At 61.5% G+C, this 15,403-nt stretch carries 11 protein-coding genes and 1 pseudogene; 4 read left to right on the top strand and 8 right to left on the bottom strand.

All coding sequences use genetic code 11. The features are described 5' to 3' along the window. The first annotated feature begins 41 nt into the window (after window positions 1-41). Both G3572_RS21075 and G3572_RS21070 read left to right on the top strand, forming a co-directional pair. Complete coding sequence (locus G3572_RS21075) at window positions 42-242, top strand: hypothetical protein (protein ID WP_164615577.1); 201 nt, start codon at window positions 42-44, stop codon at window positions 240-242. Window positions 243-402: 160 nt separating this feature from the next. Continuing rightward, on the top strand, window positions 403-2,460 hold the full coding sequence (locus G3572_RS21070; RefSeq protein ID WP_164615575.1) for a DUF262 domain-containing protein: 2,058 nt from the start codon (window positions 403-405) through the stop codon (window positions 2,458-2,460). 36 nt (window positions 2,461-2,496) lie between these two features. On the opposite strand, the gene G3572_RS21065 is transcribed toward G3572_RS21070, so the two are convergent. From G3572_RS21065 to G3572_RS21035, 7 genes are all read right to left on the bottom strand, one after another. Beyond that, on the bottom strand, window positions 2,497-3,213 hold the full coding sequence (locus G3572_RS21065; RefSeq protein WP_164615573.1) for a M48 family metallopeptidase: 717 nt from the start codon (window positions 3,211-3,213) through the stop codon (window positions 2,497-2,499). After that, window positions 3,210-6,425 carry a type I restriction endonuclease subunit R gene (locus G3572_RS21060; protein ID WP_164615571.1) on the bottom strand — a complete coding sequence of 1,072 codons (3,216 nt, stop codon included), beginning with the start codon at window positions 6,423-6,425 and terminating at the stop codon, window positions 3,210-3,212. The genes G3572_RS21065 and G3572_RS21060 overlap by 4 nt, the downstream gene beginning before the upstream one ends. Next, a complete protein-coding gene (locus tag G3572_RS21055; RefSeq protein ID WP_164615569.1) occupies window positions 6,422-7,261 on the bottom strand; it encodes a DUF3800 domain-containing protein in 840 nt (279 codons plus the stop codon). The genes G3572_RS21060 and G3572_RS21055 overlap by 4 nt, the downstream gene beginning before the upstream one ends. Then, window positions 7,258-8,433 (bottom strand): restriction endonuclease subunit S, encoded by a 1,176-nt coding sequence (locus tag G3572_RS21050; protein ID WP_164615567.1) that lies wholly within the window; start codon window positions 8,431-8,433, stop codon window positions 7,258-7,260. Before G3572_RS21050 ends, G3572_RS21055 begins: the two co-directional genes overlap by 4 nt. Then, window positions 8,426-9,943 carry a type I restriction-modification system subunit M gene (locus tag G3572_RS21045; RefSeq protein ID WP_164615566.1) on the bottom strand — a complete coding sequence of 506 codons (1,518 nt, stop codon included), beginning with the start codon at window positions 9,941-9,943 and terminating at the stop codon, window positions 8,426-8,428. Before G3572_RS21045 ends, G3572_RS21050 begins: the two co-directional genes overlap by 8 nt. After that, entirely contained in the window at window positions 9,940-10,545 is a 606-nt protein-coding gene (locus tag G3572_RS21040) for a restriction endonuclease subunit S domain-containing protein (RefSeq protein WP_164615564.1), read from the bottom strand. Before G3572_RS21040 ends, G3572_RS21045 begins: the two co-directional genes overlap by 4 nt. Window positions 10,546-10,725: 180 nt before the next feature. Continuing rightward, window positions 10,726-11,880 carry a tyrosine-type recombinase/integrase gene (locus G3572_RS21035; protein WP_164615562.1) on the bottom strand — a complete coding sequence of 385 codons (1,155 nt, stop codon included), beginning with the start codon at window positions 11,878-11,880 and terminating at the stop codon, window positions 10,726-10,728. A gap of 220 nt (window positions 11,881-12,100) precedes the next feature. Here G3572_RS21035 and G3572_RS21030 point away from each other — a divergent pair, with 220 nt between their 5' ends. Together G3572_RS21030 and G3572_RS22435 are read left to right on the top strand one after the other, a co-directional pair. Beyond that, entirely contained in the window at window positions 12,101-13,540 is a 1,440-nt protein-coding gene (locus G3572_RS21030) for a DUF6880 family protein (RefSeq protein WP_164615560.1), read from the top strand. A gap of 460 nt (window positions 13,541-14,000) precedes the next feature. Next, window positions 14,001-14,132 carry a hypothetical protein gene (locus G3572_RS22435; protein ID WP_494338100.1) on the top strand — a complete coding sequence of 44 codons (132 nt, stop codon included), beginning with the start codon at window positions 14,001-14,003 and terminating at the stop codon, window positions 14,130-14,132. 778 nt (window positions 14,133-14,910) lie between these two features. Here G3572_RS22435 and G3572_RS21025 read toward each other — a convergent pair. Then, window positions 14,911-15,403: pseudogene (locus G3572_RS21025) on the bottom strand (integrase core domain-containing protein); the annotation flags it as partial.

The following is a 15,403-nucleotide window of genomic DNA, read 5'->3' as shown; positions in this document are numbered from 1 at the left end:
ACGCCTGATGTCGCGTTGAACACGCCGAGGAGCTGTGAGAAATGACCCCGAAGCACCCAGACATCATTGTCATGCTCACCGGCCACGACGGTAACGCCTTCGTGGTTCTTGGTCGCTGCTGCCAAGCCGCGCGCGAAGCCGGACTCTCGGAGGAAGAAATCACGACATTCATGGCTGAGGCCACGGCGAGCGATTACGACCATCTCCTGCAGACTGCCATTCGCTGGTTCGAGGTCCAGTAGCGACAGCCGATCAAGCGATGTGAGGGTGGCGGGTGCCCCACCATACGATTTGGCGGCATGCACCGGCGCCGCAGTCAATGCGCGCAGAAGGTCAAGTCTGATGACATGACCGGGCGTCTGACGTAGTTACGGATAATCACGAGCAATTCGGAGAACTTGCATGAAGGCTGCCGAGACCCGCGTCGACCGCTTTCTGGCCAGCAGCGAGACGGCATTCGCCATCCCTGTCTACCAGCGCAACTACGATTGGACGCGGGTTCAGTGTCAGCAGCTGTTCAATGACATCCTCAGCGTAGGCGCGGACGACAGCCTTTCCGGTCACTTCATCGGCAGCATCGTGTACGTGCATGACGATGTCTACACAGTCTCCGGTCTTCGGGAGCTGACGATCATCGACGGGCAGCAGCGGCTTACCACGCTGACCCTGATCTTCATCGCCCTGTATCGACATGCCATCGCCGCCGGACGGGAGCAGCAAGCCCAGCGTATCTACAAGACGTTCCTGATCAACGAGTTCGCCGAGGATGCCGAGAAGCTGAAGTTGAAGCCAACCGACAACAACAAGGTTGCGCTCGCACAGATCATGGACCCTAAAGAGGCCGTGAAGGTCAGTGGATACTCACGGCTGGTCGAGAATTTCCGCTTCTTCGAGAGCCGCATCGACGAAGCCAATTTCGACATCGTGCAAAAGGGGCTTACGAAGCTGATCTTCGTCGACATCGCGCTGGAGCGTGGAAAGGACAACCCCCAGCGCATCTTCGAGAGCCTGAACTCGACAGGTCTGGAACTTTCCCAGGCCGATTTGATTCGTAACTACATCTTGATGGGGCTGCCGCGGAAGGAGCAGGAACGGGTCTTTCGGAAATTCTGGGAGCCGATCGAGGCCAACGCGCGAAACCTGGACGTCAACGACAGCCGAGTTTCGGATTTCATCCGCGACTTTCTGACGTTGAAGCAGAAAGACATCCCGAACAAGGGCGCGGTCTACGAGAAGTTCAAGGAGCGCTATCCGCTCCCGAACTCACCGGAACTGATGGAGGCGCTGGAGGAACTGCGCGAGCTCTCCAACGTCTATGCGCGGCTCCTGAACCCGCAGCTCGAGAAAGACACGGTGATCAGCCGTGAGCTGAACTATATCCGGACGCTGGAAATCAACGTCGCGTATCCGTTCCTGATGCCCGTCTACCGAGACTTTGTGGCCGGGGCCATCTCGCGCGACGAGTTCGCCTCGGTCCTCCGACTGGTGCAGAGCTACGTCTGGCGCCGGTTCATTCTGAGCCTGCCGACGAACGCGCTGAACAAGATCTTCATGAGCCTCTACGACCGTGTCGAGCACGGGGACTATCTTGCGTCGATCGAGCGCTCCCTGATGCAGCGTAGCGGCACCCAACGCTTCCCGCGCGATGCCGAAGTCCTTGCAATGCTCAAGGACAAGGACATGTACAGCACCAAGAGCCGCACCCGGACCTATTTCTTCGACCGGCTCGAGAACCACAACAACCGCGAGCCTGTGGACGTCACGATGCCGGGCATCACGGTCGAGCACATCTTCCCGCAGAATCCGGAGCCAGGCTGGCGCAGTGCGCTTGCCTCGGATGAGTATGCCCTGCTGGGCGAGAAGTACCTGAACACGGTGGGGAACCTCACGTTGTCCGGAAACAATGGGCGTCTCGGGAACAAGACCTTCCTTGACAATCGGGACATGAACGAGAACGGGGGCGAGCAGGGGTATCGGTTCAGTCGCTTGTGGCTGAACCGCGACCTGCAGGGACTTGAACGGTGGGGAGTGGAGCAGGTCGAGGCGCGAGCGGACCGTATCGCGCAGCGCTTTCTGGAGGTCTGGCCAGCACCTAGCGTTGGCGTTGCTGCCGATGCCGACACCGACGAAGTGAACATCTTCGACGCCGAGGAGCCGCGCCACAAGCGCCTTGAGTACGCCGTGTTCTTCGGCAGCCGCTTGGAGGTGACCCAGGTTGCAAGGCTGTATGCCGAGGTGTTCGAGCAGCTCCTTGTACTCCAGCCCGAGGCGTTCCATGGCACGAGGCTGGGTGAGCGCGTCCAGCTGAGCTCGGACCCCGGTTTTCTCCGGCAGGCCATTCAGGTTGCGGACGGATATTTCATCGAGGGAAACATCGACAATAAGGGAAAGTTCGACCGGCTGAAGCTGGCGCTTTCGGAGCTTGGCCTAGAGGAAGAACTGTTCGTCAAATACGCCTAGCGCTGTCGGGTGGGCGAAGGCGCGTTGGTGAGATCACTACGCCATCTTTTGTTCGAGGCGGTGCTTGCGCTTTTCCCAGTCAGGCAGCACGCGCTCCAAAAGCTCGAAGAACTCGGGACCGTGGTGCGGCACCGCGATGTGGCAGAGTTCGTGCGTGATGACGTAGTCAATCGCGTCAATCGGTGCCTCGATTAGCCGGCGATTAAGCAGGAGGCGAGATGCCGACGACATTGAGCCCCAACGTTGTCGCAGTTGACGGACGATCAAGCCCTTGGGTCGAAAGTCGTTGGGCACTGGGAAGCGTAGTAGATTCACTTCAAGTCGCTCGACGAATTTTACATGAGCGCGCTTTCGATACCAGGCCTCGACAAGCTCGCGTGTCATCTCGGCCCGCTCGGGCCTATGCGTTTGGACCACGATAAAGCCGCGCACGAGCTTTACCGTTGTCTGAACGTGGGGCACTACTTTCAGTCGATACTGGCGTCCGAGGTACAGATGGGTTTCGCCCGCGACATACTGGCGATCCGGGGTGCGCGGCAGGAACTGGACGAAATACCGCTGCTGGCGCCGGATCCATGCGGCGCGCTTGCGCACTTTCTCCTCGATAGCCGCCAGCTGAGCATCCTGTGGAGCAGCGACCACAACCGAAGCATCGGGCTCTACGGCGATTTCCAGAGTCGTCCGGTCACGGCGCACGATGGAGAAATCGATCCGGTGTTCACCATGTCGGACGCTGTGTCGTTCCATCTTCATCCAGGAAACCGCGCCCGGGCCAGGTCCATGATCTTGAGTTCAAGATCGTCCATCACCTCGACCGTCAGCTCGATGCCGCGCTCATCGCGAAGGACATCAAAGAAGTAATCGTCGATGGCGTTGCGCATCTTGTTCTGAGCGATGTCGTTGGACCAGACGTCGACGATGTGATGGGACTTGATGATGTCGATGATCGTGAGCGCAATGGCGGCAACCTCATCTGCCGCGATCGGTTTACCGTCGTCGGTCGCGAGCACGCCTTCAAGGACCCCGAAGAACGCCTGCCCATCGTCGTTGCCCTTGATCGCATCCGGCACCTCGCGCCCCCGGTCCTTGCGCGCGACCTTGCTGGCCAGATCGACTACGTTCTTGAGGTAATCGCGCTCGGAAATCCGTTTGGCCCGATAGTCGCGGATGGTTTCCTCCAGCAGTTCCGAGAAACTGCGGTAGAAGGTCGGATCCTCCTCCATCTTTTCCGTGATGGTCCGGCGCGTCGCACTGGCGATCCGGTCCGCCCTCGAGGCTTCGGAGACGCCAGTCTCCTCCACGACCGCTTTCAGCGCGTCCGGGTCGTTGATGTTGACCATCTCGATGATCGTCTCGGCCGGCATGGCAACCACATGGTCGTCCAGCAGCTTCTGGATCTTCGGCTCGAACTCCTTGACGTCGACGGTCTCCTGGTAGCGAAGCTGGACCGAGCGCCGCAGCTCGGAGAACTGCTTCCAGTCCTTCTTCATGGCGTCGATCTTCGCCTCGTCGAAGACGTCGAAGAACTTGTCCGACGACAGCGAGATGTGGAGGCAGCGGCTGAACGCCTTCAGTCGTTCATAGAACTCCTGCCGGATCGCCTCATCGGCCAGGAACTGTTCGAATTGCTCCATGTCCTTCTTGTTCTTGATCGGCTTGAACAGATCCCAGAGCTGATCGTGCAGCTGGGGCAGCTTCCGGATCTCCTCGCGGACATCGTGGACCGTGCCGGCGAGATCGGCGGCGTCGAAGCCCTCGAAGGCGCTGTAGGTCGTCAGCGCCGTGTCGAGTTCTCCGAGCAGCCCCTCGTAGTCGATGATGAAGCCGAACTGTTTCTCGGTCGCGCCGTCCTCGTAGAGCCGGTTCACGCGGGCGATCGCCTGAAGCAGGTTATGTTCGCGCAGCGACTTGCACACATAGAGCACGGTATTGCGCGGGGCATCGAACCCGGTCAGCAACTTTGACACGACGATGAGGATCTCCGGATCGCCCGAGCCCTTGAATGCATCGATGATCTGGCGGGTGTATTCGTCCTCGGTCTTGTACCGGGCCATCATCCGCGCCCAGAACCCGCGCACTAGGTCCTTCGATTCCTTGTCGACCTCCTCGTTGCCCTCGTTGTCATCGGGCGGCGAGATGACGATTTCGCTGGTGACGTGCCCGATCTCGTCGAGCACCTCCTTGAAGCGGACGGCCGCTGCCTTGGACGGCGCCACAAGCTGCGCCTTGAATCCCGTGCCTTGCCAGTGCTGGCGGAAGTGCTCCGAGATATCGAAAGCTTTCGCCCGGATCGCCTGGCCCGTCTTTGAGAGCGCGTCCATACGGGAAAACTTGCGCTTCAGGTCGGCCTTCTGGCTCGGGGTCAAGCCCTCGCTGATCTTGTCGAACCACTTGTCGATCACGCCGCCATTGACCTGCTGCTCGACAAGCCGTCCCTCATAGAGGAGCGGCACAACGGCCCCGTCGGCGACAGCCTCGTCGATCGCGTATTTGTGGATCAGGCCGCCGAAGGTCGAGAGCGTATTCTTCTCCTTCTTCAGGAGCGGCGTTCCGGTGAAGCCGAGATAGCAGGCCTTCGGTAGCAGCCTGCGCATTCGCGTGGCGAACTGGCTGTGGCCGCCATAGCGGCCGGTTTGCGAGCGATGGCTTTCGTCGACCAGGACGAACACGTTGGCATCCTCGTCGACATCTTCTGCAGCTTTGGCGGCCGTATCGAACTTGTTGATGATAGTCGTCACAAGCGGTGTCCGGTTTCGGATCAGCTCGATCAGATGGGCGCCGCTGGATGCCCTCACGGGTTCCAGTTCGCAGGACTTGAACGTGTCCTTGATCTGCTTGTCGAGATCGTCGCGGTCGGTGACGATCAGAATGCGCGGATTGGGGACGGCCTTGTCGAGCGCGAGAGAGCGCCCCAGCATCACCATGGTCAGCGACTTGCCCGACCCTTGAGTGTGCCAGATCACGCCACCCTTGCGGCGGCCGTCTAGATTGAACTGGCGGACGCGTTCGACAGCCTTGCGGATCCCGAAGAACTGCTGGTGGCGCGCGACCTTGCGTGCGCCGCCATCGAAAACCGTGAAACGACGGATCAGGTCCAGCAAACGTTCCGGCCGACACATCGCATGGATTGCGCGGTCCTGCGCCGTGATCGCGCGCGCACCTTCGGCGGCTAGGGCTTCGAAATGGGCGCGAGCGAAGGCGAAGTCGCCAGAGAAGACCGCGTCGGCCTCCGCCTCGGTGAGCGGCCGATTGGCAAGCGGATCGATGATCTCGTCCCTGTCTTCCTCGTCCCGCCACGTCTGCCAGAACTGCGGCGGCGTGCCCACGGTGGCGTAGCGCGCCTCGACACGGTTCATCACCATGAGAATTTGCGCGAAGTGGAACAGCTGCGGGATGTTGTCTTCGTTCTGATAGCCGATCAACTGGCTGCGGGCCTTCTTCAGGCTCTCGGTCGGCCGCTTGTTCTCGATCACGAGGAACGGGATGCCGTTCACGTAGGCGACGATGTCGCATCGCTTGGTCTGGGTGCTGGCCGTCCGTTCGACCGAGACTTCGGCCGTGACGTGATAGACGTTGTTGGCAGGCCGCGCCCAATCGACGTAGCGGAACGAATAGGACTTCGAGTCTCCCTGGATCGTCTTGGTGATGGTCGTCCCGAGTACGAGGGTGTCGTAGATGTCCTGGTTGGTCCCGCGCAGGCCCTTCTGCCGGTCAGGTGTGGGCTTGAGCCGCCGGATGGCTTCGTGCGCATCCTCGAGGTCGAAGGGATACTCCCGGCCGCGATGGGTGAAGCTGTTGATCCGCAGAAGCTGGTCCGCAAGAACGTCGTCGAGCACCACATTGCGCAGGCGGCCGCCACGCTGGCGCACAGCCTCGACCTGGGACAGCGGCGTGAACCCCAGCGCCACCAGGAGCTGCAGGGCAGGGATCTGGGACTGGTGCTTTTCGGCGGCGTCGAAGGTCATGGCTTCCACTCCGGATGCTTCGCCGCCTTGTAGAACTTCACACAGGGAGCGTCCGGGCAGCGGCCGAGCGTCTCGCGCGCGGGTTCCAGAATGGCCACAAGCTCGGCGTAGTAAGCCTTCTCGCCAGCCCACGCTTCCGCGACGGTCTGCAGCTCCAGATGCCGCCGATAGACGTAGGAGATGGCGTCAGCCACCTGCACCATCGAGGAATGGTCGGACTTGATCGCGAAGGCGGTGTTGATGATGTGGTCGAACCGATCCTTTTTGCTGCGCTCCAGCCAGACGGTCTTCCCGCGCTTCTTCCCCTGCGCCTGATAGAGGCCATCGAACCAGGTATCGCCCTGATACAGCCCGTCCGACAGCTTCGGCATCTCGCTCTTGTTGTCGTCCATGATGACGACGGTGAGGCCCTTGCTGTTCTTGACGCCTTGCATCCTCTTCTGAACGAGGCACGCCGTATACATGGCTGACGCCAGCCAGTAGTTCGAACCGAAGGGCTGGGCATGGCCTGCGGCGGCGGCCGCATCGAAGGCCGCATAGGAAAGACCATACCCGAAGACCTTGCCGCCATTCTCGACTGCCAACTCGCAGACCGTCTTGAGGAAAGCCTTGCGCTCTGCCGCATCAACCTCCCGCCAACCACCCTTGCCGTTGATGAACCGGCTGGTCTTGAAGTCCGCGCGATTGCCGGGATGGAGCGCGAAGAGGGCCTCCAGCCGCCGGTCGAAATCTTCGGTCTTCTTGCGCAGCTTGTAGGCGTCGACCATCAGCCCCGCCATGACGAAGGCATCGCCCTGATCACGGCCACCGCTTTCGTCGATGTAGATGAACTTCATGGGCTGACCCTCCATTCGCCCGTCAGCAGCTTCTGCATTAGGCCGCGCTTCTGGCGGGAGAGGGCTTCGATTTTCGCCTCGATGGCGGTGAACTCGGCCTGCGATACTTCCACCATCTCGACGAGGGCGGATTGCTCGGCATGATCCATTGGCAGGCGCAACTTGCCTTCGAGGAAGCGGCGATTGGTGATCGCAATGGTGTTCTTGGCGCCCTTTTGGACCAGCGGGTGCAGGTAGTTGCGCACGGCAAGCGGGGACTCGAACAGGGCATCGAGGATAGCGCCGAGCGCGCGCGTTGCGGGACTGAACACACCGTAGAGAGGCGAGACAATCACCTGTTCCGAGATCTTGCTCTGCTTGATGATGCCGAGCGGGAAGTCTCCGGTCGGGCTCTTGGTGTAAACGATGTCGCCAGGCAGGACGCGGTTGTAATGGCTGGTTTCGGCTGCAGCGAAGGACCGGCCGAGGTGCTCGATCTGATTGACAAGGCCCTTGTGGACCGAGACCGAAAAAACCTCCTCCGCGCCAGTGCCTCGCAGCCCGTGTTCGGTCAACACCTCGCCAAGCGTCACCTCACGCCAATCACCTGAATAACCAGGCAGCCTCGTGCGCCCCGTGAACAGATGAGTGCGCATCCAGATTCGACGTTTAAGGTTCGCCGCCCGCAGCGCCTGCAGCTTCTCGATGGCCTCTTCCCATGTCCGAAGGATTTCGGCGATCTTTCGCTGTTCCGGGAGCGGGGGAAGGTCGACGACCTGGTTGGTGATATCGTCCTTCTGAACATGCACAAGGGATGATTTGAACCCGTGCGCATTGGACTCGATCCGGCGTGTAGCGACCTGCAACGCCAGATAGAGCCAGTATTTGTCTACGCCCTTCTTGGGCACGATCCGAAAAATGTGCTGGTTCAGCACTCCCCGAGGTCCAGGCCAGATGGTGGGGCCGAAGGAGACGCCCTTGACCCCTGCCCAGGCGAAGAGCAGATCACCTGGCTCGACAATCCATTTGGGCTTCGGCTCCCCATCGAAGTAGTTGAAGTTCTGCGATCCGTTCAGGTTCTGGATCCGGATGATCGGCAACCCTGACGGACGCCAGTCAGGGGGGCGAAACCCGTTGCCATTGAAGAAGTCGCACAGGGCTCCGATCGACCGGCGGGCATGACCCTCAAACATCGACGCCTAGCTCCTTCAGGTAGCCAGCCATCTTCCCGCGCACCTCAGCCAGCTCGGCCTCGATGGTGTTGATCTGCTTCTGCAGGGCGGCGACGTCGATTTCCTCCTCTGCCTCGAAGGTGTCGACGTAGCGGGGGATGTTGAGGTTGAAGTCGTTCTCGGCGAGCTCCTCGGGGCTGGCGAGGTGGGAGTATTTCGGGGTCTCCGCCCGCGAAGCATAGGTTTCCAGCACCCTGGCGATGTGGGCCTCATCCATCACGTTCTGGGTCTTGCCCGGCGTGAACTCCTTGCTCGCATCGATGAACAGCACATCGCGCCGGTCCTCGTTCGCGCCGCCCTGTTCGCGGGAGCGGTCGAACACCAGGATGGCCACCGGAATGCCCGTGGTCGTGAAGAGGTTTGCGGGCAGGCCCACCACCGCGTCGAGCAGGTTCTCCTCGATTAGCGCCTGGCGGATACGCCCCTCGGCCCCACCCCTGAACAGCACGCCATGCGGAACGATGACGGCCACCCGGCCGCTCTGGCGCTTGGCGATTTCGATCATGTGGGTGATGAAGCCGTAGTCGCCCTTGGACTTCGGCGGGATGCCTCGCCAGTAGCGCTTGAACTGGTCGGTGTCCGCGTTCTCCGCGCCCCACTTGTCGAGGCTGAAAGGGGGGTTGGCCACGACCACGTCGAACTTCATCAGGTGGTCGCCCTCGACCAGTGCGGGGCTGTTGAGCGTGTCGCACCACTCGATGCGCGCGGCGTCTTTGGCGTGAAGGAACATGTTCATCCGCGCCAGCGCCCATGTCGCGCCGTTCACTTCCTGGCCGTAGAGGGCGAAGTTCTCGGACCCGACTTCCTCGGCTGCACGGATCAGCAGCGACCCGGACCCGCAGGCAGGGTCGCAGATCGTGTCGCCCGGCTTGGGCGCGGCCAGCTTCGCCAGCAGGCGGGAGACAGCGGAGGGCGTGTAGAACTCGCCAGCCTTCTTGCCCGCGTCGGAGGCAAAGCGCGAGATCAGGTAGATGTAGCACTCGCCGATGATGTCCTCGGTCACGCGGCTGGGGCGCAGGTCGAGCGCGGGCTTGGCAAAATCCTCCAGAACGTTCTTGAGGCGCCGGTTGCGGTCCTTGACGCGCCCGAGGTTGGCTTCGGAGTTGAAGTCGATGTTCCTGAACACGCCTTCGAGTTTGGCGCGGTTGGCATCCTCGATCCGCTCAAGCGCGATGTTGATCCGTTCGCCGATGTTGGGCTCGTTCCGCGCCTCGTAGAGGTCGTAGAAGCTGGCGCCTTCGGGAAGGACGAAGCGCTCGCGCTCCAGCCTGCGGCGGATCCGGGTTTCATCCCCGCCATACTGTTTGCGATAGGTTTCGAGGTGATCGTTCCAGTGGTCAGAGATGTATTTGAGGAACAACATCACCAGGATGTAGTCCTTGTACTGTCCGGCATCGACGACGCCCCGGAAGGTGTCGCATGCGGCCCAGGCCGTCTGGTTGACCTGCTGCTGAGTGAGTTGGTCGGTCATTTGGACGTCCTTTCCTGCCTCGTCTTGGGGCGCATGCTGTTCGTTCGTTCGACGAGGAGCAGGCTGATCATCTTTCTGCGTGTGTCGGCGGCGAGTTGGGTGAGCTCCCGCTCCCGCTCGGCCAGCGCATCGACCACGACGATCTTTCCTTGAGTTTCTATGTCCGGGACATCGAGTTCGAGATCGTCGAGGCTGGATCGCGGGATCATTCGAATGTTGGTGCCGCGTGCCGCGCTGTCGAAATGGCGCTGGGCGGGAGGCTGGTTTATGGCCCACGCCAGATACTCCGGCGTCACCACCTCACGCTTCGGGCGCAGCACCATCAGCGGGAGCACCGCAAGGGCGGGTTCCTGCAGGCGTTCGTCCAGGGCGGAGGCTGTGTTTCGTTCACCGCGCGAGCGGAACACCACGTCGCCGGTGCGGACAAAGTACCGCTCGGCAAGGCCGTCTAGCTGGACGCGGGTGAGCCGCTCGGGATCGACGATGCCCTCGGGCGATATGTCCCGCAACTGAATTGCCAGTACGCCCCCGGCCGCCGCCGGCTCCAGTCTGCCGCGAGCCGTGTAGCCAGTGTGTATGGTGCAGGCGTCAGCGAGGCGCATCGAAAATCCTCTGTAAGATTCTCTACAGAAGGTAGGTGCGCGCAGGCGTGCTGTCAACGAGAAAAATGCGCTGTAGGCAGCCCTACTGCATTTCAAGCATATAGGTGCCGGTTCCGCAGTGCTCGAGGTCTGGCTGAACGGTGGCGCTCAATCGAGCGGGTGCCCGCTAGTTCGGTGCGATTATCCCAAGGATTGCCTGAGGTTCTGAGCCACCGCATCCGCCGCCATCCGCACCGGCTCGGCGGCGAGATGGGCATAACGCGCCGTGGTCTGAACCTGCGTGTGGCCGAGAAGCTTGCCGATCATCGGCAGGCCCTGACCCGACGCGACGGCCGTGGACGCGAAGGTGTGACGCAGGTCGTGGATGCGGACGTCCTTGACGCCGGCACGGGCGCGGACGCGCTGCCAGAAGGGCTGCAGATCGCTCAGCGGCTTGCCCGGCAGGGTGCCGGTGATGACCCACGGGTTGCCATCAAGGCGCTGGGCGTCACGGAGCAGGTCGACGGCGGGCTGGCCTAGATGGACGACCTTGGCGCCAGATTTGGAGTCCGGCAGTCGCAGAACGCGCTCGGCCAGGTCGATGTATGCCCATTTCAGCGTCATGATCTCGTTCAACCGACATCCGGTCAGGATCAGAAGGCGGGCGGCGAGGATGGCGGAGGGCAGCTCGATCCCCTCTGCCTCCATCTCGCGCAGCACCTCGCCGATCCGACGCAGCTCTGCCGCACTGAGGAAGCGCTCACGCTTCTCCTCGGGGTACTTCCGGATGTGCTTTCGCGGGTTGGTGCCGTCCGGACGCAGCCCCCACATCTCGGCGAGGCTGAACATCTTCGAGACCACCTCGAGGCAGCGGTTGGCTTGATAGGGGATGTGGCGCATGTCGTGATGGAACTTCGCCACGTCTGCCCGGGTGATGCCCGTGACCGTGAGTTGCCCGATCGCGGGCAGGATGAAGCGTTCGAGGTTCCGGCGATACTCCTTGGCCGTGCTCGCCTTCACGCGGATCGCGATGTGTTCCTTGTCGAACCGCTCCGCCAGCTCCTTCACCGTGATCGCCTTGCGCCCCGCGTCCCGCTCGGCAGCGGGGTCCGCACCATTGCGCGCGGCGGCAACGATCGCGATGGCGCGGTTGCGTGCCTGCTCGCAGGTGAGCACCGTGCTGGGCCCGAGGCTGATCCGCCGGGACCGGCGTCCGGCGCGGTACTGGACAACGTACCCCTTGCGCCCGCTCGGCAGCACCCTCAGCCCGAAGCCAGGGATGTCGCTGTCCCAGACGAAATACTCGGCGGGTTGAGCCTCGGCGGCGTCGACGATGCGTTTGGTGAGCTTGGGCATGGCGACCTTCGGTGGTGCTTCCTCCATTCCACAGTGCTGAAGTGCCAGCGACAGTCAACTAACACATTGAAATAGCTAATAAAAAGGAAGTGGCGCGCATTTCCACGCAAGGCGTTTCAGCGCGGTGGAGCGGGGAATCGACGGGCCGCGCGAATCAGAACGCAGGTTCCAGACCCCGCGGACGGCTGATAGGCTCGGGGAAAAGAAACTGGCGATCCCGATGGCTTCCAAGACCACCCTCAATGCCAAGAACCTCGAGGCGCTGGGCGCAGAGCGCCTTGCGGAACTTCTGATCGAGGTCAGCACCGGGAACGCGGCGGCCAAGCGCAAGCTGCGGCTTGCGCTGGCCGGGGCCCAGAGCCCGAGGGAGGCCGCGCGGGAGATCACCAAGCGATTGACCAGCATCGCCCGTGCCCGCAGCTTCATTACCTGGAAGAACCGCAAGGTGCTGGTCACGGATCTCGAAACGCAGCGGCGCGCCATCGTCGAGCAGATCGCGCCGGCCGATCCGGACGAGGCGCTGGCGCTCATGTGGCGGTTCATGGCGCTGGCCACGCCGGTGTTCGAGCGTTGCGACGACTCCAGCGGCACCGTCATTGGCATCTTCCGCCAGGCCTGCGCCGATCTGGGCCATCTCGCGGGGAAGGTCCGGCCGGATTCGCAGGCGCTCGCCGACACTGTCCTCGATGCGCTGCAGGACAACGGCTATGGCCAGTATGACGGCTTGATCGCCATAATGGCGCCTGCGCTTGGCGACGAGGGGCTGGCGGCCCTGAAATCGATGGCCGAAGAACTCGGCCGCTCGCCTGTGCCGGTTCCGCCGAAGGATCAATGGAAGGCGGTAGGCTGGGGTCCGGGCGGCACCACCTACGAGCACGAGATGCGGGCGCGTGAGCGCGCGAGCACGGTCGCCATGGCGTTCAAGGACATCGCGGATGCGCAGGGCGACGTCGACGGCTTCATCGCTCAGTATGATCCGAAGACCCGCAAGGTGCCGCAGATCGCGGCCGAGATTGCGCAGCGTCTGCTGGCAGTCGGCAGGGCAGGCGAGGCGTTGGGGTTCCTCGAGCGCGCGGAGCTCGGCGACGGGATGCGGGTTCCACTGGCGTGGCAGGATATTCGCCTGCAAACGCTTGAGGCGCTGGGTCGTGGCGAGGAGGCGCAGGCGTTTCGGTGGGACTGTTTCGAGCGCACGCTCTCGGACAGCTACCTGCGGGCCTATCTGAAGCGGCTACCCGACTTCGACGACATCGAAGCCGAGGAGCGGGCGATGGCGCATGCCATGGCGTATCCAAGCCTTCTCGCCTCGTTGCAGTTTTTCCTCGACTGGCCGGCTCTGGATCGCGCGGCCGAACTCCTGGTGGCCCGGCACGACGAGATCGACGGGGATCACTACGAGTATCTCGCCCCCGCGGCGGAGGCCCTGTCAGAGCGTCATCCGCTGGCCGCGACGCTGGTGCTCCGCGCGATGATCGACTTCACGCTCACCAGGTCGCGCGCGAAGCGGTACCGCTACGCCGCCGAGCACCTGGTCTCCTGCGCCCGGCTCGCGCGGGAAATCCCCGACTTCGGTGCATTCGAGACGCACGACGCCTACGTCGCCCGGCTCAAGGAGGAGCATGGCAGGAAGTTCGGCTTCTGGTCGCTGACCAAGGCCTGATGGTCGTGCTACCGGAAAATCAGGTTTCGGCCCCTTGGAAGCATTGTGGAAGCACAAGGCCGAAAGTCGCTGCGCAATTCCGACAGATCGTGCGAAGCCGGGCCGCTTTGCCGGGATCGCGAAGTGTCGGAAACTGCGCAAGAACTCGCGGTTCCGAGTGATTGTTCATGGTTCGTTCGACACGACTCATAACCTGAAGGCCGCAGGTTCAAATCCTGCCCCCGCAACCAAAAAATCTAACCTTTCCAAATGGTTATAATCCGACAAAAACACTTGTGTATAGACACTCGCGTTTTACCTCAACGCCACCTCAACGTTTGACGAGTCCCCCCTGAAAAGCGGGGGCTTTTTCATTATCGCGTTGGGGATTCTGCCGTGGCAGCATCGCGCCATGATCGAGTGCCGCGTCCTTCCAGACGGCCATCCCAACCTAGCGCACTCGCCGCTCTAGCGTGCGGCGCTGCAGACGCTTCCCTACGCCCGGTATCACGGAGCCATCGGCTTGACCAAGACGACAGCATTCAAGCGTGTCTTCGTGCATTGGGCGGTCGAGCTTCTTGATAAGCAATTCCGTGTTTGCGTAGACTGCTAAGCCTGAGGTTGCCCGACTTTCAGCATGATAATCATCTTAGCTTTGTTATGTCGTGAGGTCTGCGGTTGGCTAACTTTGGTCTCGGCTTAATCGAGGGCGCTTTCTTTCGTTCCACGGGTGCTAGCGGTTTTACCGGTTGGGTGCTGGCCAACCGCCAAGCGCGCGATGTGTCAGAGACCCTTCCGTCGATCGTTTGTTGTCTAGGGTCTGCCTGAGAAACAAGGCTTATGAGGACGCCTCGGGCGCCGTCCTTGTATGGCAAGTGAATAGGTGTCTGTCCAAAAGCACTGGAGAAGAATGCTACAGCTTCCTGATGGGGATGCATCCGTGTTTTGTTTGATCGATCCACCATTCCAAAAGCTGTCAGCGTCAGGACCGAAGAACCAGGGTCGTCACTCAACGAAGACGCGTACCTGGCGGACCATCGTCCGGGGATCTGAGCGCCGTCAAGGAGAAGTACAAACACCAGATTTGGCGCGATGCTTCTCAGTACCTCATGACATGGGTCACTGCGTGCCAAATCCTCACAGATCATTGCTGAAAAGAGCGAGTTCTTTCGCAATGGGTGAAAGTGGAGCTCACGTTGACCGATATACATGTTTTCCCACCAGTTGACGCGGGGATCTAGTGTGCTTGTGAGAGCATAGGACTCAAGTTGCGCAGCCGAAAGGGGTAATCCTCCCCATGGTTAAGGGGATGCGGAAGTAGAATTTTCTCGGCAGGATGAACGAGGAGAGGTAATCCTCCCCGTTTTAACGGGGCGCGACCGTAGAACCCACGCGGCCATTTTCAGCTTCATGGCGGGTGTGACGCCGCCGATGCCCATGTTGGGGCGTTCGTTGTTGTACGTCCACAGCCATTCGGTGGCGATCTGCTGCACCTCCTCGATGGTTTCAAAGATGTAGAGGTCCAGCCATTCGTGCCGGAGTGAGCCATTGAAGGCGCCATTGGTTCGAGCCCAATGGCGAACGCGGTTGTAGCGCTCGACATAAGCGTTCTGCTGCGGCTTGCCGGGCTGGATGTAGGTCAGGGCGTTCTGGATGTAGGTCAGGGCGTTGCCCTGCTTCTCAGCCCAGATCGTCAGCGTTGAACTGACATATTCGGGGCCGTTGTCGACCCTGATCGCCAAGGGCTTCCCGCGCCATTCGGGAGGAGGATCAGGAAACGGTCCAGTGGACCGTTTCCCCGACGACAGGTTCAGGGAGCGGACGACCCGTTCGGCGGGCAGCGAAAAATCGACCTCGATCCCCAGGCCCTCGCGATTGAAGTCG

Source organism: Pseudotabrizicola algicola, assembly GCF_010915705.1.
Lineage (GTDB): Bacteria > Pseudomonadota > Alphaproteobacteria > Rhodobacterales > Rhodobacteraceae > Pseudotabrizicola > Pseudotabrizicola algicola.
The sequence above is the reverse complement of the archived record's forward strand: the minus strand, read 5'-3'. Positions and strand labels throughout refer to the sequence as shown.

Bases quoted from the DNA above. Each gene is read 5' to 3' on its own strand.
- G3572_RS21050 (WP_164615567.1), bottom strand. From the start codon at position 8,433: ATGTTTGAGGGTCATGCCCGCCGGTCGATCGGAGCCCTGTGCGACTTC.
- G3572_RS21045 (WP_164615566.1), bottom strand. From the start codon at position 9,943: ATGACCGACCAACTCACTCAGCAGCAGGTCAACCAGACGGCCTGGGCC.
- G3572_RS21070 (WP_164615575.1), top strand. From the start codon at position 403: ATGAAGGCTGCCGAGACCCGCGTCGACCGCTTTCTGGCCAGCAGCGAG.
- G3572_RS21040 (WP_164615564.1), bottom strand. From the start codon at position 10,545: ATGCGCCTCGCTGACGCCTGCACCATACACACTGGCTACACGGCTCGC.
- G3572_RS21030 (WP_164615560.1), top strand. From the start codon at position 12,101: ATGGCTTCCAAGACCACCCTCAATGCCAAGAACCTCGAGGCGCTGGGC.
- G3572_RS21035 (WP_164615562.1), bottom strand. From the start codon at position 11,880: ATGCCCAAGCTCACCAAACGCATCGTCGACGCCGCCGAGGCTCAACCC.
- G3572_RS21075 (WP_164615577.1), top strand. From the start codon at position 42: ATGACCCCGAAGCACCCAGACATCATTGTCATGCTCACCGGCCACGAC.
- G3572_RS21060 (WP_164615571.1), bottom strand. From the start codon at position 6,425: ATGACCTTCGACGCCGCCGAAAAGCACCAGTCCCAGATCCCTGCCCTG.
- G3572_RS21065 (WP_164615573.1), bottom strand. From the start codon at position 3,213: ATGAAGATGGAACGACACAGCGTCCGACATGGTGAACACCGGATCGAT.
- G3572_RS21055 (WP_164615569.1), bottom strand. From the start codon at position 7,261: ATGAAGTTCATCTACATCGACGAAAGCGGTGGCCGTGATCAGGGCGAT.